This window comes from Yimella sp. cx-51, assembly GCF_017654605.1.
Lineage (GTDB): Bacteria > Actinomycetota > Actinomycetes > Actinomycetales > Dermatophilaceae > Yimella.
The window spans coordinates 395,131-421,023 of record NZ_CP072113.1 but is presented as its reverse complement, the minus strand read 5'-3'; the positions used below and the strand labels follow the sequence as shown (position 1 = coordinate 421,023).

Here is a 25,893-nt window from a genome sequence, read left to right as displayed (position 1 = left end):
GTGACCTCCTAGGTCGTCGTCGCGCCGAGGCTATACCCCCACCGGTGTGGTCGAAAGCCGGAGCCGGGTCACCGACCGAACAGCTTGCCGAAGAAGCCACCGCGGCCCTCAGCCTCGCCTTCGTGACCCTGGCACTGCTCCGCTTTCGGCACCCGGCGCATCACCTGATCAACATGCTGGCCGCATCCGGCCCAGGTGGTCTTGCCGCACTTCTTGCAGGTAACTGCTCGACACATTTCGCACTGCTTCCTTCTTCGTCAGAACCGATCGCCGCCGACTGGGAAGCGATCTACCCGGCTGATACCGAGCGAGACCAATATACCCCCATGGGTATAGTGGTCTCCATGGAGATCGTGATCATCGGCGGCGTAGCCGCAGGAATGTCAGCCGCTACCCGTATGCGCCGTCTCGATGAGAACGCGCACATCGTCGTCCTCGAACGCAGCGGCTACGTGTCGTTCGCGAACTGTGGCCTGCCCTACCACGTGGGCGGTGTCATAGAATCGCGCGAATCACTGCTGCTGCAGACGCCTGCCTCGCTGGCCGAGCGCTTCCACCTCGATGTACGGGTGAGTCACGAAGCGATGTCGATCGACCGCGCGAAGCGCACCGTGCAGGTGCGCGACCTGAACTCCGGCAAGACCTTCGATCTGCCGTACGACGCGCTGGTCCTGTCGCCGGGAGCGCGCCCCGTGGTGCCGCCGATCCCTGGCATCGAGCGGGCGCTCGCTCTGCGCGACATCGAGGACACCGACGCTATCGTGGCCAGTCTCGACGGAGCCCGCACCGCGGTTGTGATCGGCGGTGGCTTCATCGGTGTGGAAATGGCAGAGAACCTGTGCCACCGAGGCCTGATGGTCACCATGGTGGAGGCCACCGACCAACTGATGGCTCCGCTCGATCCGGAGATGGCTCATCCAGTGCACGAGTGTGTGCGGGCCGAAGGCGTCGACCTGCGGCTGGGTCGATCTGTGGTGGAGATCGAGGCTTCCGAGGTGGTGCTGTCTGATGGCGAGCGCGTCGACGCCGACATTGTGATCTCAGCGATCGGCGTCAGGCCGGATTCGCGGCTGGCCGCCGCGGCCGATCTGGAGATCGGTCCGACCGGCGGCATCCTGGTCGATGAGCAGTTCCGCACCAGTGACCCGGCCATCTATGCCGTCGGCGACGCGGTGCAGAAGCGGGACGCAGTATCGGGTGGCGACACGCTGGTGCCGTTGGCGAACACCGCAAACCGGCAAGGGCGCTTTGTCGCTGATGTCATCGCGGGACGAGTGGTGCAGGACCGTCCGGTGCTGGGCACAGCGATCGTCGGTGTCTTCGGTCTTCAAGTGGCGACCACGGGTTGGAACGAGAAGAAGCTGCGCGCGGTCGGCCGTCCCTACCGTGTCATCCACACACACCCGGCCTCACACGCCACTTACTACCCCGGCGCCGAGGGGATGTCGTTGAAGCTCCTGGTCGACCCCCAGACTGACCTGCTGCTGGGCGCTCAAGGCGTGGGCGGCGAAGGGGTCGACAAGCGTATCGACGTGCTCGCGACCGCCATGTCAGCCGGATTGACGGCATCGAGTCTCGCCGAGCTTGAACTGGCTTATGCGCCACAGTTCGGTTCGGCCAAGGATCCAGTGAACATGCTGGGCTACATCGCCGACAACCTCGCCCGAGACATCTCCCAGACCGTCCAATGGCACGAACTGGACGACGCCCTCGCCTCCGGTGCGGTGCTTGTGGATGTGCGGACCGCCGCGGAGTTCGCGCAAGGGGCGATCCCGGGAGCGATCAACATGCCGCTCGATGAGCTGCGCGAACGCGCTCAGGAGCTTCCGGACGGCGACCTGATCGTCCACTGCGCGGTCGGGCAGCGCGGCCACACCGCGGCACGCGTCCTGGCGCAGCATGGTCGTCGCGCACGCAATCTGGACGGCGGCTATCGCACCTGGTTGGCGGGTACGTCCGCAGGCTGAGCGTGGAAACAGCAAAACGTCTCCCGGTTTTCTCCGGGAGACGTTTTTGTCTGAGCCGCTTGTCGGAATCGAACCGACGACCTATTCATTACGAGTGAATCGCTCTGGCCAACTGAGCTAAAGCGGCGCCGCATCCCCTGCGAGGATGCGGTCACCGAGTATACGCACGGCCCCAGAATCCGCCGAATCGACCGGCCGCGACGTCCACGCCATCGTTCGGCTGAGACCATGGAGGGGTGAACACCGCCATGTTGTCAGCCGCGTCCGGAACGGCCTTCGGGATGGGCAAGGCCTTCATCCTCCTGACGATGGGCTTCATCGCGCTCTTCGTCATCATGGTGATGGTCGGCGAAATGCGTAACCGCAACAAGCCGCCGGAGGAACCCCTGCGTGTGCCCGTGCTGCGTCAGGAGCACAAGACCCGCAAGGAACGTCGCGCGGAGAAGGCGGAGAAGAAGAACCGCTGACCTCAACCAGCTACTACCCGCTGGGCAGCAGCACCCGCTCCAGTTCAGTCACATCGCGCACCAGCGCGTCCGGCTCGAGTGATTGCAGCACGTCTGCGGTACCGGCGCCCCAGGTGACCGCTATCGACGCCATCCCGGCGGCCTTCGCCGCCAACACGTCGACGTCTGCATCACCGACGTAGACGCACTGCGAAGGATCGACCGCGAGCACCTCGGCCGCGAACAACAACGGAGCCGGATCAGGCTTGTGCGCGGTCGTTTCATCCATACCGACGAGCACGTCGATGTATTCGGCCAGGGCCACCACCCGCAGACCCTGCTCGACGGTCGACCTGCGCTTCGATGACACCACACCGACGCGAACACCCTTGTGCACCAACTGTTTCAACAGCTGCGGCATGCCGTCGACGCGGACGATCAACTCGTCATGATGGGCGAGATTCCAATCGCGGTACGTGGCGGTCAGCTCCGCGCCGCGGCCGGGATAGCGCTCCTCGAAGACGGGCTGCAGCGGGCGTCCGATCCAGGAGCGCACCTCCACCTCGTCCACCGGTGGGAGAGCCGAGGCGCGCAGCGTGTGGTGGTACGACTCGACGATCAGCGGGATCGTGTCGGCCAGGGTGCCGTCGAAATCGAAGAGGACGACGGGACGAAACGGGTTCAGCACTTGGTGCCCTCGGCCGGCAGTGTGCCGTTCATCAGGTAGCCGTCGACCGCCTTGTTGATGCAGGAGTTCTGGCCGTACGCGGTGTGACCGTCGGCGTCGAGCGTCAGCAGACGAGCGTTCTTGAGGTCGCCGGCCAGTCGCTGCGCGAACTCGTAGGGGGTGGCGGGGTCGCGGGTGTTGCCGACCACAAGGATCGGGCCGGCGCCGGCGGCGGTGATCTTCTGCTGCTTTCCGGTCGTGGGCACCTTCCACTCACCGCAGGTGAGCGAGCCCCAGGCCAGCATCGAGCCCCACGTCGGTGCCTGCTTGATGAACTCGGTGTTCGACTTCTCGAAAGCGCTGAGGTCATTCGTCGAGGCACGGTCGAGGCAGCTGACGGCGTAGAACGACTGCATGCCGTTGTCGGCGTACGAGCCGTTGGCGTCACGGGCGGCGTACTGGTTGGCCATGCCCATGAGTTCGTTCGGGTCGCCGTTCATGGCTGCCTTGAGCGCGAACGTCAGCACCGGCCAGCTCGACTTGGAGTACATGCCGTACGCGATGCCCAGGCTCGCCCAGCCCTCGGTGAACTTCGTGACCGGGCCCTGCCCCGAGATCGGCAGCGGGTTGGCGTCCAGCTTCTTCAGGAAGTCACGGATCGTGGCCAAGCCCTGGTCGACGGTCGACCCGAGGTAGCAATCTCCCTTGGAGACGCAATCCTGCACATAACTGCGGGTGGCGGTCTCGAACCCCTTGGCCTGGCCGAGGTCCATCTCCTTGGAGGTGATGTCGGGCGGCACCACACCGTCGAGCACGAACCTGCCCACCTTGGCGGGGAAGAGTCCGGCATAGGTCGACCCGATGAACGTGCCGTACGAAAGGCCCAGGTAGTCGAGCTTGTCGTGTCCGAGGGCAGCTCGGAGCACGTCCATGTCCTTGGCCACTTCGACAGTGGAGACGTGACCGAGCAGCGGGCCGGCCTTGTCCTTGCAGGCCTGGGCGAACTTGCCGACATCGGTCTGCACCGACTTCTGCTCGGCCTTGTCGTCGGGCGTCGGGTCGCCGCCGAGGAGGGTGTCCATCTGCGCGTCGGAGTAGCAGGTGATCGGCGCCGAGCGTCCGACCCCGCGTGGGTCGAAGCCGACGACGTCGAAGTGCTCGCGGATCTGCGGGGTGACGATGCCGTCGGCCGCGGCGGCGTAGTCGTAGCCACTGGCGCCCGGCCCGCCGGGGTTGACCACCAGGCTGCTTTTCGCCTTGCCCTTGGCAGGCACCTTGGAGAGCGCGAGCTGGATGGTGGCGCCGCCGGGGTTGGCGTAGTCGACCGGCACGGTGAGCTTGGCGCATTTCACGCCTTCGCAGTCGGCCCAGGTCAGCTTCTGGGAGTAGAACTTCGCCATCGCCGGGTCGGCACTACCGGCAGCGGTGGACGACGAAGAACTCTCGGTCGTCTGCAGGGACGAGGGTGATGAGCCCACCGGGGAGGTGGAGGACGCATCGTCGCCCGAGCCGCCGGAACACCCTGTGGCGACCAGCGCGAGAGTCGAGGAGGCAGCGGCCAAACGCAGGCGGGTGGAGCGGGAGGTCATGGTGCTCAACGCTACGTCATCTGAGCCCGGGTGGACCTCTCGGCGATCAGCGCGCCGCGATGAGACCGATCATCATCGCCTCGAGCGCCAGCAGTGGCGGGACGTTGGCGCCAATGCGCTCGCGGGCGGTGCCGATGGCGTCCATGGCTGCGAGCAGTTGCTCGGCCGGACGCTGGGCGATCGCGCGTACGAGTTCGCGGTGGTCTTCGTTGATGAGCGACACCGTGCTGCCGGTCTGCACCACCAGGGCGTCGCGGTAGACCGACATCAGATCGATCAGTGAACGGTCAATGACATCGCGTCCGATGCGGGTCGCGCGGGTCTTCTGCTCCTTCTCCAAGGAGGCCAGCTGCGAGCGGACGTGTGGCGGTTGGGTGCGTGCGCCCGGGTCGGCACCCAGTTGCTGCAGCAGGCGCTCGCGCTCGGCGGCGTCACGCTCCCCTGCTGCCGCGCTCGACTCCTGCTTGGCGAGGGCGTCGAGTTTCTCAGCGGCGCGCATCGCGTCGCCGAGATGCTGGATCGAGGCGGCAAGGACCAGCGTGCTGTCGCGCCGGGCCCGGGCCTCGGCATCAGTGGCGAGCCGTTTGGCCAGACCGACATGTGACTGCGCCGCCTGCGCAGCCAACAGCCCTTGCTCGACCGGCACCCCGTCGCGGCGGGCGAGCAACTGCGCCACTGCATCGACCGGTGGTGTGCGCAGCCGCACATGCCGCGACCGGCTACGGATGGTGATGATGACGTCTTCGAGGCTGGGCGCGCACAACAGCCAGACGGTGCGCTCGACCGGCTCCTCCAGCGCCTTGAGCAAGGCGTCGGCGGCGCGCTCGGTGAGCCGGTCGGCGTCCTCGACGAGGATCACCTGCCACGGCCCGACCGACGGCGAGTGCTGTGCGACGCGGGCCAGTTCGCGGGCGTCCTTCACCTGGATCGACAGCCCCTGCGTTGCCAGCACCGTGAGGTCGGCATGCGAGCCGTCGAGCACGGTGCGGCACTCGCGGCACGAACCGCAGCCGTCGTCCGGGCACTGCAGCGCCGCGGCGAAGGCGCGAGCGGCCGTCGAACGGCCCGACCCGGGCGGACCGGTGAACAACCAGGCGTGGGTCATCGCGGCGGGATCGGTGACCGCTCGCTGGAGGGTCTGCACGACATCGGGCTGGCCGATGACGTCGTCCCACACGTCGGCCCGCTGGGCCACCTGGCTCACGTCGGATCTCCGAGCGCTGCGGCCACGCGTTCGCGGATGGCGTCGGCCAGGACTTCTCGCGGGAGCGCAGCGTCGAGCACCAGGTAGCGCTCGGGAGCTTCCTGCGCGAGCGCGAGGAAACGATGACGCACCCGGCTGTGGAAGTCGTCGGCTTCGCGCTCGAGCCGGTCGTGCATGTCGCCGCGACGCGCACGGCCCACGGACGGGTCGACGTCGAGCAGCACCGTGAGGTCGGGATGCAACTCACGGGTGGCCCAGAGCGACAGGTGCAGTACGTCGGCTCCGTCGAGGTCGCGGCCCTCCCCCTGGTAGGCGACCGAGGAGTCGAAGTAGCGATCCTGCACCACGACATCGCCGCGTTCGAGCGCCGGGCGCACGACGGTGGCGACGTGGTGGGCGCGGTCGGCAGCGAACAGCAGGGCTTCGGCGCGCGGCTCGACGTGATCGCCGTGCAACAACAACTGCCTGATCTGCTGCCCGAGCGCAGTGCCGCCCGGCTCGCGGGTCAGGGTGACCTGTCGACCTGCGTCGCGCAGCCACTGCGCCAGGGCTTCGATCTGGGTGGTCTTGCCGGCGCCGTCGCCGCCTTCGAACACGATGAACGACCCGGCAGCAGACATGGCGCTCAGCCTAAAGCAGACCTGCGACACCGGCGCCGCCGTCGTCAGGGACGGGCGAAGACCCCGATCGCGTCGTAGGCAATCCAGCTGCCGTGGTCCTTGACGATGTCAACGACGTTCTCCCCCGGCTGCAGCACCGAGCGCGGAATGACACGTTCGTAGACGGCTGGTCCGGCGCCGGCTCCCGGCAGCACCAGCCGCATCGCGGCGTCCGAGAGCGGATCGTCGAAGAGCAATGTCTCAACGAGCGCGCCGTTCACCGAGACGGCCGCGGTGCCGCCTCGTGTCGGGTGCCGGTCGACCAGCCAGAGCGCGAAGTCGACATCGTGCTCGGGCACATCCTGCAGGTCGAAGCGCAGACGGAAGCGGTGGGCACAGCGTCCGGCCCAAGCGTCCTCCGGCCCCGGTTGCACGTAGCTCCAGTGCACCTCCGGACGGTCGAAGCCGTAGCGGAAGTCGACGTCGCGAGGAAAAGTAGTGCGGTAATGGACGTGCCCGGACGAGCTCATCGCGAGTTCGGTGCCGCTGCCGTCGAAAGCGCCGACGGTCGCCAGCGGTCGGCCGGTGACCGTCACCGAGGTGCGGGTGGTGGCGGTGACGACCGGCGTGACGAAGCGGACGCCTTCGTGATCGACCGCGACGACGCGATAGGCCCAGGTCGACGCGGTCCGCCCGAGGCCGCGGTGGACGAAGCGGGTGGTGGTGCTCACGCCGACGAGCGTGTCCGCGTCGGGGTGCCAATCGTCCCGGCGACCTTGCGTCGCATGCACCTCGTACGCGAGGGCCGAACAGAACACCTGCCAAGCGAGCCGCACGGAGCCGATGCCGGGCATCGCCACGGGCGCGTGCTCGGCCTGGCGCCACGGCGCACCCAGATGCGTCGCTGAACTCACCTGCCCACCCCCGTGCCGACCGATACGTAGGCTCGATCCTGCTGCGTCCAGACATCTGCCCGGCAACGGTGAGGTGAACAATGTCCGCCTCTGTCGTACCGCGTAGCCTCGGGGAATGGCACCTCGATCCGATCACCGTCTCGACCACTCCTTGACCCGTGACCTGCAGCGCATCGCGCTCGAAGCCCAGAACTCAAGTCGCACACCGGCATTCGTTGCCGGCGTGGCTCGCGAAGGCGAACTGGTGTGGACGACCGCGATCGGTTCGGCGAGCCTCGCCGACCCGAGCGTCCAGCTCGATGAGAACACCCAGTTCTTGGTCGCCTCCAACACCAAGACGTTCACCGCGGTGATGGTGCTGCAGTTGCGCGACGAGGGGAAGCTCGATCTCGACGACCCGATCGAGCGGCACCTGCCCGGTGTCTCCCACGGCTCGGTGACGGTGCGGCAACTGCTAATCCACGGCAGCGGCATGCAACGTGAACCCGTCGGGGACGTCTGGGACACACTGGTCTTCCCCGACCGCGAGGGCCTGGTGGACGGCTGGAACGAGGCCGAGCGCATCGGCCGACCGCACCACGCCTGGCACTACAGCAACCTGGGATTCGCACTGCTCGGAGAACTCATCGCGCGCCTCGACGGACGCGACTGGGCCGAGTCACTACAGGCCCGGTTGCTCGACCCGATCGGGCTGCGCCGATCGACGCTCACCCTCCAGCCCCCACACACCGCGCAGTACTACCTCGCGCCGTTCACCGACGTCCCGGTCAGCGAGCCGCTGCTGGACAAGAACGCAACCGCTGCCGCCGGTGCGCTGTGCAGCACCTTGGGCGACATGATGCGCTGGCACCAGTTCCTGCTCGACCCGGACGAGTCGGTGCTGCGCAAGGACACCATCGCCGAGATGCTCACGCCCCAGCTGATGGTCGACCAGAGTTGGACCGAGGGCTGGGGGCTGGGCTTCCAGCTGAGCCGCATCCAGGGACGCACGTGGTTCGGCCACACCGGCGGGCTGCCCGGCGGCATCACCGGATTCTTCTCCGAGACCGGCAGCGGCCTCAGCGCAGGCGTGCTGATGAACGCGACCAACGCCCTGGCCCCCGACGCGACCGCGATCGCCCTGGGCAGCCTTGTCGCAGAACGCGATCCGGCGCTGCCCAAGCCTTGGGTTCCGGGCACCTCCACACCGGAGGGGTTGACCGAGCTCACCGGACGGTGGTTCTCCGAAGGGATCGGTTTCACCTTCGTCATCCGGGAAGGCGGACTGCAGGGCCGGCTCGACCGGGCAGCACCGACTGCTGCGTGGTCGACCTTCGAGCAGGTCGAGCCGGACGTCTTCCGCACGACCGGAGGTCGGGAGAAGGGCGAACGACTGGTCGTGCATCGTGACGCCAATGGCGCTGTGCGGCAGATGAACTGGGCCACCTACAAGTTCACTCGCGAGCCGCTGGCCTTCGGCGAGTAGGTGGCAGCAACGACGAAGCGGGCGGAGCATGTGCTCCGCCCGCTTCGTCAGTTCAGTGACTGGCTCACTGCCACTTGAGGCTGTAGCTGTAGTTGTTGTAGGTGACGGTGGACGACTTGTCACCGGTGATCTGGTGGATGTAGCAGTTCGACCCGGTCTCACCGACGGCGAGCTTCTTCGACTCGCTCTTGCAGGCCGAGGTGTCACCGTAGAGACGCTTGGCCTTCTGGCCCGAGGAGAAGCTCGGGTAGAGGAACAGACCGTTGATCGAGTTGGTGCCGAAGTAGGTGGAGTTCGTCTTGATCGGGGTCACCTCGAAGGTGGTGTAGTAGACGACACCGTTGTCCTTGTTGAGGTTGGCCTCCTGGTAGACCGAGTCGGGCGCAACCTCGAGCTTCTTGACCGTCAGACGGTAGAGGTCGTCGCCGTCCTTGATGACGGCCGGCTCGCCGAACTTGAAGGTGGCGTTCTTGGCCGACGGCTCGGTCGGACCCGACGCGCTGGACGAACCCTCCGAGCTGCTGGAGGAGCTGGTCTCCGAGGAGCTGCTGGGGGTCTCGGTCGTGGTGCTCGACTCCGAGGTCGAGGAGCTGGTCTCCGAGGTGGCCGAGCTGGTCTCGCTGCTGGAGGAGCTCGACGAGCTCGGGGTGGTGACGCTGGTGTCGCTGCTGTTGCAGGCCGAGAGACCGAGCGCGCCCACCAGGGCGAGCGAGGTGGCGGCGACGCGGTTACGCATGGCGGTGCTGGACATTTCTTAACTCCCTGTGTGTCGTAGCGGACTGCTCCTGTGACGGCGCCCCCGAGCAGTTGGTTCCGCAACGACTCAAATAATGTCCCGTCGATCTTCCCGGCGGGGGCTTCGGAGCGGAGAATTTCGTGCTACGAGGGTGATGCCGGGCACTTCCGGCCCATCAACCCCGTCACGACGACTTGGCGGTCTTCTTCGCAGCCGCCTTCTTGGCCGGAGCCTTCTTGGCGGTCGTCTTCTTCGCAGCGGCCTTCTTGGTGGTCTTCTTGGCCGCCCGCTTGCGCGTCGTCGGGCCCTTGGCTCGCTTGTCGGCGAGCAGTTCGAAGCCACGCTCGGGGGTGATCGTGGTCGGGTCGTCGTCCTTGCGCAGCGTCGCGTTGGTCTCGCCGTCGGTGACGTACGGACCGAAGCGGCCGTCCTTGACCACCACCGGCTTGCCGGACACGGGGTCGGCGCCGAGTTCCTTCAGCGGCGGCGCGGCAGCCCGGCCGCGCTGCTTGGGCTGGGCGTAGATCGCCAGTGCCTCCTCGAGCGTGATGTCGAAGATCTGCGACTCGGTCTGCAAGGACCGGGAGTCGGTGCCCTTCTTCAGGTACGGCCCGTAGCGACCGTTCTGCGCGGTGATGTCGACCGACTCACCCTTGTCGTCGGTGGTCGAACCGACCACTCGCGGCAAGCTGAGCAGCTTCAGCGCGGTCTCCAGATCGATCGACCCGAGCTCCATGTCCTTGAACAGCGACGCGGTGCGCGGCTTGGGCCCGGCCACCTTCTTGGCGCGCTTGGGCTTCTCCCCCGCCGGGGTCTGCGGCTCCGGCGGCGCCGGGAGCACCTCGGTGACGTACGGGCCGTAGCGACCGGCCTTGGCCACGATGTCGTGACCGGAGGCCGGGTCTTGACCGAGCACGCGTCCGTCGTCGTCCGACTGCTCGAGCAGTTCGCGCGCCTTCGCAGGCGTCATCTCGTCGGGGGCGATGTCGTCGGTGATGGACGCGCGGCGCGGGTCTTTGTTCTCCGGCACTTCGACGCCCTCGGCGACCTCACCGGTGGCGGGGTCGATGCCGGCCGGGATGAGCTCTTCGACGTACGGGCCGTAGCGGCCCACACGCACCGCGATGCCTTCGCCGATGCGGATCGTGGAGATCTCGCGGGCGTCGATCTCGCCGAGGTCGTCGACCATCTGCCGCAGACCTTCGCGCGACTCCTGCTTGTCACCGAAGTAGAACTGCGTCAGCCACGCCACCCGCTGCTCGTCGCCGGCGGCGATCTTGTCGAGGTCGGCCTCCATCGAGGCGGTGAAGTCGTAGTCGACCAGGCTCGGGAAGTGCTGCTCCATCAGCCGGACGACCGCGAACGCCGTCCAGGTGGGAATGAGCGCAGACCCGCGCTTGGCGATGTAACCGCGGTTGGTGATGGTGGCGATCGTGGGCTCGTAGGTGGAAGGGCGTCCGATGCCCTTCTCCTCCATGGCCTTCACGATCGAAGCCTCGGTGTAGCGCGGCGGCGGGGAGGTCTCGTGGCCCTTGGCCTCGGCCTCCAACACCTCCAGGCGCACGCCTTCGGAGAGCTTGGGCAGGCGACGCTCGGTGTTGTCGTCGCTGTTGCGCTCGACGTCGCGGCCTTCTTCGTAGGCGGCCAGGAAGCCGCGGAAGGTGATGACGGTGCCGCTGGCGGTGAACTCCACGAGCTTGGCGTCGGCGGCGTCGATCGGCACCTGCAGCTTGACCGTCGCGGTCGACCCGCGCGCGTCCGCCATTTGCGAGGCGACGGTGCGCTTCCAGATGAGTTCGTACAGCGCGAACTCGGTGCCGCGCAGTTCGCCGGCCACCTGAGCCGGGGTGCGGAAGCGGTCACCGGCCGGGCGGATCGCCTCGTGCGCCTCCTGCGCGCCCTTGGCCTTGCCGGCGTAGCGGCGCGGGGCGTCCGGCACGTACTGCGCGCCGTACAGATCACGGGCCTGCGTGCGGGCGGCGGTGAGCGCCGATTCCGACAGCGTCACCGAGTCGGTACGCATGTAGGTGATGTAGCCGTTCTCGTACAACCGCTGGGCCGCGCGCATGGCGTCGCGGCTGCTCAGGCGCAGCTTGCGGCTGGCCTCCTGCTGCAGCGTCGAGGTGGTGAACGGCGCGCTGGGACGACGGGTGTAGGGCTTCTCCTGCACCGAGCTGACCTGCGCGTGACCGGCCGCCACGGCTTCGGCGATGGCACCGGCGCGCTGGCCGTCGAGGTGCACGACCTCCTTGGCAGTGAGCTCACCGGAGTCGTTGAAGTCGCGACCGGTGGCCACCCGTTTACCGTCCACCGACGTGAGGCGGGCGCTGAAGTCCTGGTTGCTGCCCGGGGAGAAGACACCGTCGACGTCCCAGTAGGACGCAGCGCGGAAGGCCATGCGCTCACGTTCGCGCTCGACGATCATGCGAGTGACGACCGACTGGACGCGGCCGGCCGACAGGCCCTGTCGCACCTTGCGCCACAGCACCGGGCTGACCTCGTATCCGTAGAGACGGTCGAGGATGCGGCGGGTTTCCTGGGCGTCGACCAGAGAGGTGTCGAGTTCGCGGGTGTTGTTGGCCGCGCGCTGGATGGCTTCCTTGGTGATCTCGTGGAAAACCATGCGGCGCACCGGCACCTTGGGCTTGAGCACTTCGAGCAGGTGCCACGCGATGGCCTCGCCCTCGCGGTCCTCATCGGTGGCGAGGTAGAGCTCGTCAGCCTCTTTCAGGGCGCGCTTGAGCTCGGCGACCTTCTTCTTCTTGTCGGCATCGACCACGTAGTAGGGCTCGAAACCGTCGTCCACGTTGACCGCGAACTTGCCGAAGGGCCCCTTCTTCATGTCGGCCGGCATCTCCGACGGGGTCGGCAGGTCGCGGATGTGGCCGGCACTGGCGTCGACTACGTAGTCGGATCCGAGGTAACTGCCGATCTTCTTCGCCTTGGCGGGCGACTCGACGATGACGAGTTTGCGTGACACTTCGGGTGTGCTCCTGTTCTCGGGCCACGTGCAGCGGATTCGTCGCTACTTCGACGTGAACCGCCATGAACGTAACGCCTCGAAGCAATTCGTGCTCAATCCATCCCGAAACCAGTGAGCCACCTCACTTCGGCGGCCTGGCTCTGTTCATGAGACGGTGACCAGGAAGCCGGTCTCGACCAGGCGCCGGACGATCGGCGTGGCGCGCTCGATCAGCTCACCCGGGTCGCGTTCGAGCAGCGTGGCGATGGCGTCGAGCGCCTGTCGCGCCGTGAGGTAGCCGTCGGCCACCGACAGATAAGCAGCGATGGCAGTGTCGATGTGCAGTTGCCGGCCGAGTCCCCCGCCCTGGGTGACGCGAATGACGGACGGATCCTCGGCGCCCGGTGCCCCGAAGCGTTCCTCGGTGATGTCATCGGCGACGCGCCAAGGTTGGTCGAGCAACTCGTCCGCGTGCTCGGCGCACCAGGTGAGGGCGGCCAGTTCGCGATCGACGGCGGCGCCCATGGGCGCGGCGACCGGGCCGTAATGTTCCTCCGACACCCGGAAGTTGCTGCGCGGCGCGCGAGGACGCTGCAGCGTGATGACACCGAATCCGATCTGCTCGACCTCGCGGGAGGCGAAGTCGTCCAACCAGGCGGCGTACATGAGGTCGTACTGCTCGGTGCCGGGGCGATGGCCGCCGTCGCGCACCCACAGCTCGGCGTACTCAGCCGGGTCTTGCGTCTCGCGCTGCACGACCCAGGCGTCGAGGCCGGTCGGCGCGAGCCATTCGGCGACGATGTCGACCCACGTGCGGCCGGCCGGCACCTCCCAGTTGCCGAGGAGCTGGGCTACTCCGCCCGGCTCGAGGAGTTGCTCGACCTGCTGCACCACCTCGCGCACGAGGGCGTCTCCCACCATGCCGCCGTCGCGGTACTCGAACTGCGGCACGCCTTCGACCCGAGGCGTGATGACGAACGGCGGATTGCTGACAATGAGGTCGAAGCGCTCGCCGTCGACCGGTTCGAAGAGCGACCCCGCGCGCACGTCCCAGGCCTCATCGTTGAGCGCGGCGTTTAACTCGAGCATTTCGACCGCGCGGCGGGACAGATCGGTGGCGACGACCTGATCGGCATGGCCGGCGAGATGCAGCGCCTGAACGCCACACCCGGCACCGAGGTCGAGGGCACGCGCGACGCTGCGGCGGATGGTCCAGGACGCCAAAGTGGTCGAAGCTCCCCCGACACCGAGCACGTGCTCGTCCTCCAGCGGGCCGCCGGTGATGGTCTCTGGCACGTCGGAGACCAACCACCAGGAATGGCGCTCATCGGCGTAGGGGCTCAGGTCGAACCGAGCGCGGCCGTCGTCGTCCACCAGCCCAAGACTGCGCAGGCCCTCGGCGCGGCACGAGGGCAACGCGATGTCGATCAGTGCATCGCTCTGAGGTTCGCCGAGCGCGAAGAGCCGGAGCAGGATGTCGAGCGGGTGGTCGCCGACCAACACTCGTCGGGCCGGGATCGTCTGTTCGCGGTGCAGTGCAGCGGTGGCGACCGGGCCGAGGTGTTGTTCGATGCCGTCGACGGTGAAGTCAGCGGCGCGCAGGTCGTCGGTCAGACGAGCAAGCAGTCCCGCCCTCGCGATGAGGCCGGTGTGACTCACATCGAGGAGGCGGCGTCCGGCTGGGTGTCGGCTGCCAGTGCGTCGTCAACGGAGTCGTAGAGCCGGAACACGCGGTCGAGGCCGGTGATGTGGAAGTTGCGCAACGTGCGGTCCTGCAACGCGGCCAGCACGAGGTCACCGCCCTGCAGACGTACCGCTTTGAGTCGCCCGACGAGCACACCGAGACCAGTGGAATCGAGGAACGGGACGTCGCTGAGGTCGACGATCAAATCCAACGACCCTTCGGAGATCGCTCGACCCAATTCGTCGCGTAGCTTGGGGGCGGTTGCAACATCCACCTCGCCGGCGAGGTGCAGAATCGTGCGCCCATCGCGCTGGCGCCGTGTGACCGTCAGATCCACAGGGTGTGCGTCCTTCGACTGTCGTACGGAAATGCATCGGAAAGCGTGCCATGTTGCCGCACGCAAGACGCACCATACGCTGAAGGTGCAGCATTCGCCTATCTTTCTTGTCTACCCACCCCCGAGGATGATGTCCGACGTTTTCAACCCCGCGACCGCGGTGCGCCGCCTGGACGGTGCGGGTACGGGGTTCCTGACACATATCGAGACCTTGCCCGGACGCGAGGCGAGGCCGGCTTCGTGGCCCGACTGGATCGACCCGCAGGTGGAAGCCGCCGTCCGAGGTAGTGGCATCAGCACTCTCTGGGAGCATCAACGCAGGGCCGCCGATCTGGTACACAACGGCGTTGACACGGTGATCAGCACCGGCACAGCCTCCGGAAAAAGCCTCGGCTACCAGTTGCCCATGCTCAGCGCGGTCAGCGCTGGAGCAAGTGCCCCGACCGGGCGTGGCGCCACGGCGCTCTACCTTGCACCGACCAAGGCCCTCGCGGCTGATCAGGAGTCGCGCATCCGCGCGTGGGCGATCCCGACGGTGCGGGCGGCGGTCTTCGACGGCGACACCCCGCGGGACGAACGGCGATGGATCCGCGACCACGCCGCGCTGATCCTCAGCAATCCCGATCTGCTGCATCACACCCTGCTGCCCACGCACGAACGGTGGGCCTCCTTCTTCCGAGCGCTGCAGGTGGTGGTGGTGGACGAATGCCACCAGTACCGCGGCGTCTTCGGCACCCACGTCTCACTCGTGTTGCGCCGGTTGCGGCGGGTGGCTGCCCGCTACGGCGCCGACCCGGTGTTCGTGTTGGCGTCGGCAACCATTGCCGAGCCTGCCGTCCATGCGAGCGCGCTGGTCGGGCGCACGGTGACGGCAGTGACCGACGACGCTTCTCCTCGGCGTCCGCTCACCTTCGGGCTGTGGCGTCCCGGCATGGTCGACACGCCCCAGGGGCCGGTGCAGCGTGGCGCGATCGCCGAGACCGCCGACCTCATGACCCGCTTGGTCGACGACGGTGTGCAGACGCTCGCCTTTGCCACGTCGCGTGTCGGTGTCGAACGAGTCGCCGACACCGTGCGCCATCACCTCACCGAGCCCACCACCCAGGTGGCGGCCTACCGCGGCGGGTACCTGCCGGAGGAGCGCCGCGAGTTGGAGCGCGATCTGCGCACCGGTCGGTTGCGGGGCATCGCTGCGACGAACGCGCTCGAACTCGGCATCGACGTCAGCGGTCTCGATGCGGTGATCGTCGCGGGCTGGCCGGGCACCACCGCGTCGTTGTGGCAGCAGGTTGGGCGGGCCGGACGCAGTGGCCGGGAGTCGCTCGCGCTCTTCGTTGCGGCGGACGACCCGCTCGACAACTTCTTGATCAGCCATCCCGAAGAACTCTTCGGACGGCCTGTCGAAGCGGCCGTGATCAATCCGGAGAATCCGCACGTGCTCGCGCCGCACCTGGCCGCTGCCGCGTACGAAATGGCGCTCACCGAAGACGACTGCGAGTACTTCGGGCCGTCGTTGCCCTCGATTGCCGACACCCTTGCCGACGCGAAAATCCTGCGGCGGCGCCCTCGCGGATGGTTCTGGGATCGTGACGACCGGCCCGGCGACCACGTGAACCTGCGCGGCGACATGGGCAGCCCGGTGGCGATCGTCGAGAAGCGCACGAGCCGGGTGCTGGGCACCGTCGACGCCGACCGGGCCGAGAGCACCGTGCACACCGGGGCCGTCTATGTGCACCAGGGACTCACGCATGTAGTCACCGACTTCGACCAGGAGAACGCCACCGCCGAGGTAGTGGTCGGCGATCCCGGCTGGACCACCTGGGCGAGCGCCGATTCGGAGTTCGAGATAGCCGGTGTCGACTCCGAACGTTCGTTGGGTGCTCTCACCTGGTCGGCCGGACCGATCGTCGTACGCCGCCAGGTCACCGGGTTCCTGCGCCGGTTGCCGACCGGTGAGGTGATCGGTCAGCATCCGCTTGATTTCCCGGTGCACACCCTTCGCACCCGCGGGGTCTGGTGGACCCTTCCGGAAGCTGTGCTCGCGGCCGCAGGGGTGGGCGAAGACCGTTTGCCGGGCGCCCTGCACGCCGCCGAGCATGCCGCGATCGGCCTGTTGTCGTATGTCGCACAATCCGATCGATGGGACGTCGGCGGTGTCTCGACGGCCCTGCACCGTGACACCGGCCTGCCGACGATCGTCGTGTACGACGGTTTTCCCGGTGGTGCCGGAATCGCCGAGCGTGGATTCGCCGATGCGAAGCGGTGGATCGGCGCCACCCTGGACGCGGTCTCCCGCTGCCGCTGCCGCACCGGCTGCCCCAGCTGCGTGCAATCTCCCAAATGCGGCAACGGCAACGAACCGCTCGACAAGGACGGCGCCGTCACGGTGCTGCGTCTCGTGCTGGACGAGCTGTCGGCGGACCGCTGACCGGTGCCCTCGCCGGACCGGCCCGCGCCCTCGCGACGGCATCGCCCAACCGCGCGAGCTTCGGGCGGACAGCCGCGACGATCTCGAAGTCGCCCGCACCGAGGTCGGTGCAGGCGATCAGGCGCCCGCCGTTTGCCGAGGCGACGTGCCCGGCCGCGGCGCATGCCGCCTCTCCCCTGGCGGCCGCGCCCGCTGCAGCCAACGACGCCAGGTCGGCAGCAGCGCGGGCTCGCGCCGAAGCCTGTTGTGCACCGGCCAGCACCAGCACGGAACCGAAGAGCAGCATCGCCACCGCGAGCGCGCCGAGGACGAGCACCGTGCCCGAACCTCGTTCGCGTTCAGCCGGATTCACCGGTCTGCTCCTTTGCCGCCACTGCCCGCGCGGTGTATCTGCCGCCGTCCACGAGCCATGCGGTCGGACCCTGTGCGGGCACGACCACCCGCGCTTGTACCCGCTCGCCATCGGCGGTGAACTCCACCGCCGCCGCGGGTGCGGCGCGTTGCGCCAACGACCGGGCGGTCGTCTCGGTGTCACCTCGCGCGACCGACCGGGCGGCCACCCGCGCCGCTTCCTGGGCCCGCGTCGCCGCGATGCCGTGCTGGGCAGCGCCGAGCACCAGGGTGAGCGCGAAGACGACTGCGGGGAACGCGGCGGCGAGTTCGGCGGACACCATGCCCTCCTGACCCTCGGGCCGCCGTCCTCGCCGTCCGCCCCACATCAGCCGGCCACGCTGAGCGCGGAGGTGATGATGCCGGTCAGGGCCGACTTCACCGCCGCCGACTTCACGATGGCGATCAACACCACCGCGAAACTCACCGCCGCGAGAATTCCTACGGCATATTCACTCGTGGCCATCCCGGCTTCCCGGTCATTGCCGGCGACCGTCTGCATGCGTCTGCGCAATCCGGCGCCCACTGTGTTGATACTCATGTTTTCCATCCCTGTTTCCCTTGTGCGACAACCGGTTTCCCGGCTGATCCGGCGATCGGCCGGAATCTGATCAGCCCATTCCGCTGAGCGTGGATCGGGCGAGACTGATGACCACCGGCACCACCGCGAGCAGCGCGAAGGCCGGTAGGAAGAGCAATCCGAGTGGGAGCACCAGCAACACGCTCAGCCGGTTGACGGCGTGTTCGGCCCGGGTTGCCTCGGCGCGCCGTAGGGCCGACGCGGCGTCCCGGAGCAACTCGCGCGGCGGCAGCCCGAGCTCGCCGGCCAGGGTGAGCGCCACCGCTACCGGCGCCCAGACCGGTTCCACCTCGTTCCAGGCCAATGAGGGCTCCACTCCCCACCGCATGGCTGCCTCGACCAGGCGCAGATCGTCCGCGACCTGCGCCGGGCTCACCAGCGCCACGGCGGCGAGCGCATCGGCCGGAGGCAGACCGCCGGCGAGCGCCACCGCGATGAGGTCGACGGCGGCTGCCGCGTCGTGAACGGTCGCTTCGCTCATCGCAGGCTCCTCGGCCGTCCGGCGGCACTCACCATGCGCCGACACCAGAGCCTGCCGAGGGCGATCAACACGATTCCGGGGAGCACGGTGACCAGGGCGAGGGATGACAGATAGACCTGCTGCACGTCGAGCCCGAGCAGCACGCCGAGACCTGCTCCGGCCAACGGAAGGATGGTGAGCAGATTGACCGAGGCGGTCGGCGCAGCAAGGGCTGCTGCCGCCCGGGCGGCGCGTTCGGTCTCTGATCGGCGCAGCGCCCCGGCAACCGTCAACGCATCGGCGAGCGGCGCACCGATGGTGTCAGAGAGCTGCCACGCCCCGGCCACCGTTCGTAGGCCCGGGTCGTCGCTGGTCTGCCCGATGGTCCGCCAGACCTGCGGCAGGTCGTCTCCCCTGGCAGCCGCTGACCGCAGCAGTTCGAGCGATGCCCGATCACGCTCGCAGGCGAGTGGTGCGGCGGCCGAACATGCGGCCGCGCAGGCAACAGAAGGCGCGGTGCCGCTGCGGACGGCGGTCGCGATCGACTCGATGACTGTCGACCACACGTCCGGGCGCTCCTCGGACTCCTTGCGGGGCCGCGGGATTCCTCGAAACACGCTCGGCACTCCCGACAGGCAGCCAGTCCAGACCAGCACTGCCCCGATCGCACACCACATCGCCGCAGTCATCAGAGCACCTGCCCGAGCACAGCGTTGAGCGCTTCGAAACCTTCGGCTTCCCGGCTCACGACAGCACTGCCGTGATTGCTCCAGCGCAGGGCGGTCTGCACCTGCAGCTCGCCCTCGTGCCAACCGACCACGCCGATCTCTGCCAAGCGTCGTCCGGCAGCCTCGCGGTGCACATGCACGACGACCCGAACTGCGCTGGCGAGTTGGGAGCGCACCGCGGACGGCGACATACCGGCGAGCGCTCCGAGCGCCTCGAACCGCGCAAGGACGTCCGCCGGAGAGTTGGCGTGCAGCGTGCCGCAGCCACCTTCGTGGCCGGTGTTGAGGGCGCTCAACAGTTCTCTGACCTCGGCGCCGCGCACCTCACCGACCACCACCCGGTCTGGCCGCATCCGCAGGGCTTGGCGAACCAAGGCCGTCAACGACACCTCGCCCACCCCTTCGACATTCGATGGACGCCCTTCGAGCCGGACGACGTGCGGGTGGTCGACGCTGAGTTCGCGGACGTCCTCCACCACGAGCACGCGCTCACGCGCCGGCACGGCCCCGAGCAGCGCCGATAAGAGCGTGGTCTTGCCGCTACCCGTACCGCCGGTGATGACGAAGGCGACCTTGCGTTCGATGAGTCGCCGCAGCACGCCATGCCCGACGTCGTCGGTGAAACCGGCGGCACACAGCTGGTACAGATCGGCGCCGACCGTGCGCGGGATCCGCAGGGACAGGTGGGCCCCGCCGTCCACCAGTGGCGGGAGCACCGCATGCAGTCGCACCCCACCAGGCAGTTGCCCGTCGACCCACGGGCTGGCGTCGTCGAGACGACGGCCGGCGAGCGCAGCCAACCGAACAGCCAGGCGCCGGACGGCATCGGCATCGCCGAGGTCGATCGGCGCCCGTTCGAGGCCGTGGCCCCGATCGATCCACACCTCGCCCGGCCCGTTGACCAGCACGTCGGTGATGTCTTGGCGTTCGAGCAGTGGCTGGAGGGGACCGCCGCCCAGCACCTCGGCCGCCCAATGCTGCTGCAGGGTGGCGGCGTGCCGGCCGCCGAGCACCGCGGCCTCGGCACCGGATGCCGCCGTGATCCGTTCGACCGTGGGCGCTTCGCCGGAACGGATGTGTTGCCACATCGTGCGTCCGACCACCGACCCGCTCATGCCGCTACCCCGCCTTGCGCGAGGGCGACGTCGAGGATCGCTCTGGCGTGTCGGCCCAGCCCCCGCCGTCGCCGGCCGCAGAGAGCGCCGCGTTCGACGTCCCGCCGGTCAGCGCGCGACACCGGGATCACCCGGTCGATGCGTGTGAACTCCTGCGCCGATGACGACGTCACCGCCTTCGACCGGTCATCGACCACAGCTGTCATGAAGCTCAGGCGCTGCTGCGAGAACCATTGGGCTGCAGCGACACCCGCGGCACATGAGCGCACATCGGAACCCGCCACGACCCACAGCTGGTCGCCCGGCTGGTGCAATCGCGCGCTCGTCTCAGCACTTGCGGTCAGTACGACCAGAACATCGACCACGGCGGTGAGCGCCTGCACGGCGCTGTGGGCGATTCTCGGGTCGTCCGGCGTCGTGTGCATCCGATCGACCGCGAGCACCCGCTCGCCGCCCGGTCCTCGGGGCAACCGCTCAAGCAGACCTTGCGCGTCGAAATCGCCGGCTGCGCCGTGCAGGTCGTGCCACCTCACTCCGGGCAGGTGCTCCAACCCGAGCAGGACGTCGGCCCCTCCGCCCCACGGATCACGATCGACGACCACAACGTGCAGTTGCAGCTCGATCGCAGCGCGTACCAATGCCGAGCACAGGAGCCCGGCCGCTTCACCTCCGACGAGGTGGATCACCGCTGCGGGTGCTGAGGCAGGTCGAGTCGTCATGGCTCGATTTCAGGTCGAGCACGTCACGAAGGCCACCACAACCGGGGCGGCTGTGGACAGCCGCGCCGAGAACTGCTCCTGTGGAGAAGCTAACCGACGTCGAAAAGAGGAAGGCCCCGCTGGGGGGACAGCGGGGCCTTCCGGGGTTCGTCGTCCCAGGGGGATGGGGACGAACCCAAGCGCTACGACCGTTGTAGGGAGCGCGGACAGATTCATCTTCTGTCCGACCGCGCGGTACGACAACAGAACAGACCAATCCCTTACCAAGTCCTTACCTTTGGGCCCTTGGCAAAGACCAGGAGTCCAAAGTCGCACGAGCGCCAGGACCGGCCGGGCACAGGATGAAGCCCCGTTCCGGAATCCGGAGCGGGGCTTCATCAACCGCACCTTACGCAGGGTTACCAAGCGTGCATTTCTGGTTGTCGCCGATCCTCAAGGGATTGGTCGAGCTGTCCATTCAGTGAACTGTCTTCGCGTGGGTGCCCTGTTCAGTTGCGGTAGTTCCCGGCCTTGCGACCTGCCATCAGTGTGGCCCAGGTCACATTTGAAATCAAGACTTGCTGAGCTTCTCGATACATCCCATCCGAGGGACCGCTGCGCTCAGGGGGTCAGGCGGCCGGCGAGCACCGCGTCACAGACGTCCACCCCGGCTTGTGCGGCGCGTTGCAGCACGGTCGCTTCGTGCAAGATCCACAGTCGCACGCCCTCAGGGTCGCCGGATGCGTACGCCGCCAAGCCGCCCTGGTAGTCGGTGGCCAGCGAGTGGTGGGCCTGCTCCGGCACGGCCACACCGGTGGGGTCGAGGCCGCCGCCCCACACCAGGCTGCGCTCGAAGGCGCGGGCCACGATGCCGTTGCCCCTCACGAAGGGCCTGGCGCACACCAGTTCGGCATGGACGATCGCCGCCACCACGAGCAGCGGCAGATCTTCACTGCGCTCCAAGAGGTGCAGGACGCCAGTCAGCCGTGTGTTCGCCTCCCGCGCCGCCGGTGCCGGTCCGAGCTCCAGCAGTTCGCGCGCATCCTCGTCCCCTTGCCTGGGGCGTCCCACCTGGTCGCCGGGCAGCAACTGCGACATCGCGGCCACGTGCAACCGCGCCAGCGCCTGCCGGGGAGCGCTGCGCACCATCGTCCGCACCGCCTCGCTCTCGGCACTCGCGCGTAGTGCCGCGGCGACCGTCTGGTCGACCGGATCGGGCTGCGCCGGCCACTGCCGAGCACCACGGAAGACATCACGGACGACCGTCACCGACATCTGCGCGCCCTCCAGGGCCGCGCTCGCCGTTGCGCCACGCACCCGGGATTCGGCCGAGGCCTCCGGAATGCGGCGCCGCAGCGCCGGGTGCCAGCGCAGTGCAGTGCAGGCGTCCCGGACGTCCGCGATCGCCTCCGGGACGTCGGGAAGCTTGGCGAGCGCGGAAACTGCGGCAATGGCGTCGGACACCAGACCACCGTAGAGCCGCTAAAATTGCGGGCGACGGTGAGCCGGGAAGTCTGGTCGGCAATGTCCTGATCAACCCCGAAACGCAGAGGTTCCATGACCCTTACTCCCCGTCCCAAACTCTTCTCCCGCGGCGAATGGCCCGAGGCCAAGCGCGTTGCGCAACTGCTGCGCCGCGAGACCGTCGGTGGCGCGCTGTTGCTTGTCGGCACGCTCGTCGCGCTCGTCTGGGCCAACTCACCGTGGCGCGAGCTCTACGCAGATCTGTCGCAGTACCACGTCGACATCCCGGCGCTCGGCATCGAACTGTCGCTCGCGCACTGGGCAGCCGATGGTCTGCTGGCCATCTTTTTCTTCGCCGTGGGCCTCGAACTCAAACACGAGTTCGTCCACGGTGATCTACGCGATCCGGCCAAGGCCGCCGTCCCGATCGTGGCCGCTGCCTCCGGCGTCGCGGTGCCGGCCATCCTCTACGTCATCACCCAGAAGGTCATGGACGGCGACACCTCGGGCTGGGCGATCCCGACCGCCACCGACATCGCATTCGCCCTCGCGGTGCTGGCAGTCATCGGCAGCCACCTGCCCTCCGCGCTGCGCTCGTTCCTGCTGACGCTCGCGGTGGTCGACGATCTCATCGCGATCACGATCATCGCGATCTTCTTCACCTCTGATCTCAGCCTGCCGATGCTCGCAACTGCGATCGTCCCGATCGTGCTCTTCGCAGTGGTCGCGCGCACCAACACCCACCCGTGGTGGCTGCTGTTGCCGCTGGGCGTGGCGACCTGGGTGCTCGTGCTCAACTCCGGCATCCACGCCACCATCGCCGGTGTGGTGCTCGGTCTGCTCGTGCCGGCGGTCAAGGGCGCGGACGGTCACACCCTCGGCGAGCGCCTGGAGCATCGGGTGCGTCCGATCTCGGCGGGTTTCTGCGTCCCGGTCTTCGCCTTTTTCGCCGCCGGAGTGAGCCTGGTCGACGAAGACATCGCGGCCGCGCTGACCGATCCCGTCACCATCGGTGTGATCGTGGGCCTGGTGGTCGGAAAGGTCGTCGGCGTGCTCGGCGCCACCTTCATCATGGCCCGCTTCACCCGCGCCGATCTGGACGACGACCTCGACTGGTCGGACGTCTTCGGCCTGAGTCTGCTGGCCGGCATCGGCTTCACCGTGTCACTGCTGATCGGTGAACTGGCCTTCGGCGCAGGCTCGGACGCCGATGCCCACGTCAAGCTCGGCGTGCTGACCGGATCATTCCTGTCGGCAGTGCTGGCCAGCCTGGTGCTGCTGCGCCGTAACAAGGTCTATGCGCGTATCCACGAGGAGGAGACGCGGGACGACGACGCCGACGGTGTGCCGGACATCTATCAGAGAGCCGCCGATGGAGCGACCAACCGGCCGGACTGAACGCTAGGGTAGGGCCCGGATCATGCGTCGAACGGCGCAGTAACTAGCAGTAATTGATGTGACACCGTCTTGAGGAGAACACGAATGGCCCAGGAGCGCACACTCGGTCAACTGGTGGCTGATGCCTCGCAGGACCTCTCGTCGATCGTCAAGGGTGAGATCGCCCTGGCGAAGATGGAGATCAAGTCCGATGTCAGCAAGGGCGGCAAGGGTGCCGGTCTGCTCGTCGGCGCAGGCATTTTCGGGCTCTACACGCTCGGCTTCCTGCTGACCGCCGGAGCGTGGGGGCTCTTCGCAGCAGGCCTGCCCCGCTGGGCTGCCTTCCTGATCGTCGGCGGCGTCCTGCTGCTCATCACCCTCGTGCTGGCCCTCATGGGTAAGAGCGCACTGTCGAAGGTGAAGGGCAAGCCGGTCAAGACGATCGACAACGCCGAGAAGACGATCGCCGCGCTGAAGCCGCCGAAGGCCTCCTGACACCCGCGACACGACGTTCGAACGCCGCCCCAGTTCTGTGGGGCGGCGTTGTCGCTCGTGCGCTGCTCGGCGACGTCAGCGTTGCAGGAACCTCGGTGGCACCGGACGCTCGTCGCCCGTGGCCCAGGGCTGCTCGAAACCACTGAGTCGCAGCACCGCGTCGAGCAGGATCGCGGTGAAACCCCACACGTAGAGACCGTCGACCTCGAAGGCCGGCGCCGCGAACCGGCGTGAGGGATGCACCGCGGTGAAGCGGTGTTGCGGATCGGCGAGATCGGCCAGGCGTACCCGCGCGACACGGTCGACCTCGTGCAGGCTCTTGGCGTGCACCTGCCCCGGTTGCTGCCACCACGCCACGACCGGCGTCACGTGGTAGCCGGTGACTGACAGCGGGACGGCCTGTAGTTCGCCGATCACCTCCACCCCGCGAGCGTCCAGATCGACTTCTTCGTGCGCCTCACGCAGCGCCGCCGCGCTGGCGTCGGCATCGTCGGGATCGATGCCGCCGCCGGGGAAGGACACCTGTCCGGGGTGCTTGCGCATCACCTCCGAGCGCTGGGTGAGCAGGACGTCCTCCCCGCCACCGGCCGCGGGACCGAAGAGCATCAGGACGGCCGAGCGACGCCCGTCGGGTTCGCCGAAGCTGTTGAAGAAGGAGCCACCCGCGCGCGCACCGTCCATGAGGCGCGGCAACCAGGCCGGTGCGGGGTGGGTCATGCGGGGTACTTCTGGCGCAGCGTGTCCAACTCGTCCTCACGGCCGGGCGCCAACTCGAACCTCAGCAACTTGCGCGCCTTGACCTCGTCGATCTCGCCCTCGCCGTACGAAGGACACCACCGCGCCACCGGGCACGCCCCGCAAGCCGGACGTTTCGCATGGCAGATGCGGCGCCCTTGGAAGATCAGCACATGGCTCAGATTGGTCCAGTCCTTGCGCGGGAAGAGCGAACCGATCGCGTGCTCGACCTTCACCGGGTCGGTCTCGGTGGTCCAGCCCAGCCGGCGCACGACCCGTCCGAAATGAGTATCGACGGTGATGCCGGGCACGCCGAAAGCGTCACCGAGCACGACATTGGCGGTCTTGCGGCCGACGCCGGGCAAGGTGACCAGGTCGTCCAAGCGGCCGGGCACCTGGCCGTCGAAGCGTTCGACCAGCTCCTGCCCGAGCGTCTGCACCGCGTTGGCCTTCATCCGGAAGAAGCCCGTGGGACGCAGCAGCTCCTCGAGTTCGGCGCGGTCGGCGCCGGCCAGGGCCTGGGCATCGGGATAACGCGCGAACAATGTGGGCGTCACCTTGTTGACACCGACGTCTGTGGTCTGGGCTGAAAGGATCGTGGCGACCAGGAGCTGCAGCGGGGTCTCGAAATCGAGTTCGCAGTGGGCGTAGGAGAAGTAATGCGCGAGCACGCGGTAGCTCTTGCGCGCTCGCCGGGTGCGGGCGACCGCGGTCTCCTGGGCGACGTCGATCGGCTTCACGCGGCCAGCCTAGGCTGCCGCGCCGACACACCGCTGGGCACGACGCCACCACGCTGATCGCCGCGGGAAAGGTGCCGACTTCTCGCGCCTAGCCTGCATGACCGACCTCACAT

At 67.9% G+C, this 25,893-nt stretch carries 26 protein-coding genes and 1 tRNA gene; 6 read left to right on the top strand and 21 right to left on the bottom strand.

Features of this window, described 5'->3' with window-relative positions; translation table 11 throughout:
* Positions 1-68: 68 nt before the first annotated feature.
* A complete protein-coding gene (locus tag J5M86_RS02025; RefSeq protein WP_188059740.1) occupies positions 69-236 on the bottom strand; it encodes a hypothetical protein in 168 nt (55 codons plus the stop codon).
* A 108-nt stretch (positions 237-344) separates the two neighbouring features.
* Here J5M86_RS02025 and J5M86_RS02020 point away from each other — a divergent pair, with 108 nt between their 5' ends.
* A complete protein-coding gene (locus tag J5M86_RS02020) occupies positions 345-1,967 on the top strand; it encodes an FAD-dependent oxidoreductase (RefSeq protein ID WP_188059741.1) in 1,623 nt (540 codons plus the stop codon).
* Between the two features lie 53 nt (positions 1,968-2,020).
* Here J5M86_RS02020 and J5M86_RS02015 read toward each other — a convergent pair.
* Positions 2,021-2,094 (bottom strand) — tRNA-Thr (locus J5M86_RS02015).
* Between the two features lie 109 nt (positions 2,095-2,203).
* Between J5M86_RS02015 and J5M86_RS02010 the strand changes: the two genes are divergently transcribed.
* Complete coding sequence (locus tag J5M86_RS02010; RefSeq protein WP_188059742.1) at positions 2,204-2,434, top strand: hypothetical protein; 231 nt, start codon at positions 2,204-2,206, stop codon at positions 2,432-2,434.
* 13 nt (positions 2,435-2,447) lie between these two features.
* Here J5M86_RS02010 and J5M86_RS02005 read toward each other — a convergent pair whose 3' ends face one another.
* From J5M86_RS02005 to J5M86_RS01985, 5 genes are read right to left on the bottom strand one after another with little or no spacing between them, the layout of a single operon-like run.
* Entirely contained in the window at positions 2,448-3,101 is a 654-nt protein-coding gene (locus J5M86_RS02005; RefSeq protein WP_188059743.1) for an HAD family hydrolase, read from the bottom strand.
* Positions 3,095-4,669 carry an alpha/beta hydrolase gene (locus tag J5M86_RS02000; protein WP_188059744.1) on the bottom strand — a complete coding sequence of 525 codons (1,575 nt, stop codon included), beginning with the start codon at positions 4,667-4,669 and terminating at the stop codon, positions 3,095-3,097. The genes J5M86_RS02005 and J5M86_RS02000 overlap by 7 nt, the downstream gene beginning before the upstream one ends.
* Before the next feature lie 46 nt (positions 4,670-4,715).
* On the bottom strand, positions 4,716-5,873 hold the full coding sequence (locus tag J5M86_RS01995; RefSeq protein WP_244328426.1) for a DNA polymerase III subunit delta': 1,158 nt from the start codon (positions 5,871-5,873) through the stop codon (positions 4,716-4,718).
* Positions 5,870-6,493: a dTMP kinase gene (gene tmk, locus J5M86_RS01990; protein ID WP_188059745.1), complete on the bottom strand. Its 624-nt coding sequence runs from the start codon at positions 6,491-6,493 to the stop codon at positions 5,870-5,872. The genes J5M86_RS01995 and tmk overlap by 4 nt, the downstream gene beginning before the upstream one ends.
* Positions 6,494-6,537: 44 nt before the next feature.
* Positions 6,538-7,386: a polysaccharide lyase family protein gene (locus tag J5M86_RS01985; RefSeq protein WP_188059746.1), complete on the bottom strand. Its 849-nt coding sequence runs from the start codon at positions 7,384-7,386 to the stop codon at positions 6,538-6,540.
* Positions 7,387-7,501: 115 nt separating this feature from the next.
* Here J5M86_RS01985 and J5M86_RS01980 point away from each other — a divergent pair, with 115 nt between their 5' ends.
* Positions 7,502-8,851 (top strand): serine hydrolase, encoded by a 1,350-nt coding sequence (locus J5M86_RS01980; RefSeq protein ID WP_188059747.1) that lies wholly within the window; start codon positions 7,502-7,504, stop codon positions 8,849-8,851.
* A 64-nt stretch (positions 8,852-8,915) separates the two neighbouring features.
* Here the strand turns inward: J5M86_RS01980 and J5M86_RS01975 are convergent, their stop codons facing one another.
* The 4 genes from J5M86_RS01975 to J5M86_RS01960 form a co-directional block, all read right to left on the bottom strand.
* Positions 8,916-9,602: a hypothetical protein gene (locus tag J5M86_RS01975; RefSeq protein WP_188059748.1), complete on the bottom strand. Its 687-nt coding sequence runs from the start codon at positions 9,600-9,602 to the stop codon at positions 8,916-8,918.
* Positions 9,603-9,771: 169 nt separating this feature from the next.
* Positions 9,772-12,567 (bottom strand): type I DNA topoisomerase, encoded by a 2,796-nt coding sequence (topA, locus tag J5M86_RS01970; RefSeq protein ID WP_188059749.1) that lies wholly within the window; start codon positions 12,565-12,567, stop codon positions 9,772-9,774.
* Between the two features lie 147 nt (positions 12,568-12,714).
* Positions 12,715-14,208 (bottom strand): methyltransferase, encoded by a 1,494-nt coding sequence (locus J5M86_RS01965; RefSeq protein ID WP_188059750.1) that lies wholly within the window; start codon positions 14,206-14,208, stop codon positions 12,715-12,717.
* A complete protein-coding gene (locus J5M86_RS01960; RefSeq protein ID WP_188059751.1) occupies positions 14,205-14,570 on the bottom strand; it encodes an anti-sigma factor antagonist in 366 nt (121 codons plus the stop codon). Before J5M86_RS01960 ends, J5M86_RS01965 begins: the two co-directional genes overlap by 4 nt.
* Before the next feature lie 130 nt (positions 14,571-14,700).
* On the opposite strand from J5M86_RS01960, the gene J5M86_RS01955 reads away from it, so the two are divergent.
* Positions 14,701-16,998 (top strand): DEAD/DEAH box helicase, encoded by a 2,298-nt coding sequence (locus J5M86_RS01955; RefSeq protein WP_371811236.1) that lies wholly within the window; start codon positions 14,701-14,703, stop codon positions 16,996-16,998.
* On the opposite strand, the gene J5M86_RS01950 is transcribed toward J5M86_RS01955, so the two are convergent.
* The 8 genes from J5M86_RS01950 to J5M86_RS01915 form a co-directional block, all read right to left on the bottom strand.
* On the bottom strand, positions 16,952-17,350 hold the full coding sequence (locus tag J5M86_RS01950) for an Rv3654c family TadE-like protein (RefSeq protein WP_208965082.1): 399 nt from the start codon (positions 17,348-17,350) through the stop codon (positions 16,952-16,954). The genes J5M86_RS01955 and J5M86_RS01950 overlap by 47 nt on opposite strands.
* Entirely contained in the window at positions 17,337-17,672 is a 336-nt protein-coding gene (locus J5M86_RS01945; protein ID WP_208965081.1) for a TadE family type IV pilus minor pilin, read from the bottom strand. The genes J5M86_RS01950 and J5M86_RS01945 overlap by 14 nt, the downstream gene beginning before the upstream one ends.
* Positions 17,673-17,716: 44 nt before the next feature.
* A complete protein-coding gene (locus tag J5M86_RS01940) occupies positions 17,717-17,929 on the bottom strand; it encodes a DUF4244 domain-containing protein (RefSeq protein ID WP_370587315.1) in 213 nt (70 codons plus the stop codon).
* Positions 17,930-17,999: 70 nt separating this feature from the next.
* Complete coding sequence (locus tag J5M86_RS01935; RefSeq protein ID WP_188059755.1) at positions 18,000-18,449, bottom strand: type II secretion system F family protein; 450 nt, start codon at positions 18,447-18,449, stop codon at positions 18,000-18,002.
* Positions 18,446-19,117: a hypothetical protein gene (locus J5M86_RS01930; protein ID WP_188059756.1), complete on the bottom strand. Its 672-nt coding sequence runs from the start codon at positions 19,115-19,117 to the stop codon at positions 18,446-18,448. The genes J5M86_RS01935 and J5M86_RS01930 overlap by 4 nt, the downstream gene beginning before the upstream one ends.
* Positions 19,117-20,271, bottom strand: a complete 1,155-nt coding sequence (locus tag J5M86_RS01925) for a TadA family conjugal transfer-associated ATPase (RefSeq protein WP_244328425.1) — start codon at positions 20,269-20,271, stop codon at positions 19,117-19,119. Before J5M86_RS01925 ends, J5M86_RS01930 begins: the two co-directional genes overlap by 1 nt.
* Complete coding sequence (locus tag J5M86_RS01920) at positions 20,268-20,990, bottom strand: hypothetical protein (protein ID WP_188059757.1); 723 nt, start codon at positions 20,988-20,990, stop codon at positions 20,268-20,270. Before J5M86_RS01920 ends, J5M86_RS01925 begins: the two co-directional genes overlap by 4 nt.
* Before the next feature lie 600 nt (positions 20,991-21,590).
* On the bottom strand, positions 21,591-22,433 hold the full coding sequence (locus J5M86_RS01915) for a Fic family protein (RefSeq protein ID WP_188059758.1): 843 nt from the start codon (positions 22,431-22,433) through the stop codon (positions 21,591-21,593).
* 93 nt (positions 22,434-22,526) lie between these two features.
* On the opposite strand from J5M86_RS01915, the gene nhaA reads away from it, so the two are divergent.
* On the top strand, positions 22,527-23,831 hold the full coding sequence (gene nhaA / locus J5M86_RS01910) for a Na+/H+ antiporter NhaA (RefSeq protein WP_188059759.1): 1,305 nt from the start codon (positions 22,527-22,529) through the stop codon (positions 23,829-23,831).
* Positions 23,832-23,915: 84 nt separating this feature from the next.
* A complete protein-coding gene (locus J5M86_RS01905; RefSeq protein WP_188059760.1) occupies positions 23,916-24,305 on the top strand; it encodes a phage holin family protein in 390 nt (129 codons plus the stop codon).
* Between the two features lie 75 nt (positions 24,306-24,380).
* Here the strand turns inward: J5M86_RS01905 and J5M86_RS01900 are convergent, their stop codons facing one another.
* Together J5M86_RS01900 and nth are read right to left on the bottom strand one after the other, a co-directional pair.
* The gene (locus J5M86_RS01900) at positions 24,381-25,022 is read right to left on the bottom strand and encodes a CoA pyrophosphatase (RefSeq protein WP_188059762.1); all 642 of its coding nucleotides are present in this window, start codon (positions 25,020-25,022) and stop codon (positions 24,381-24,383) included.
* Positions 25,019-25,780, bottom strand: coding sequence for an endonuclease III (gene nth / locus J5M86_RS01895; protein ID WP_188059763.1), 762 nt, complete (start codon positions 25,778-25,780; stop codon positions 25,019-25,021). The genes J5M86_RS01900 and nth overlap by 4 nt, the downstream gene beginning before the upstream one ends.
* Positions 25,781-25,893: the final 113 nt, after the last annotated feature.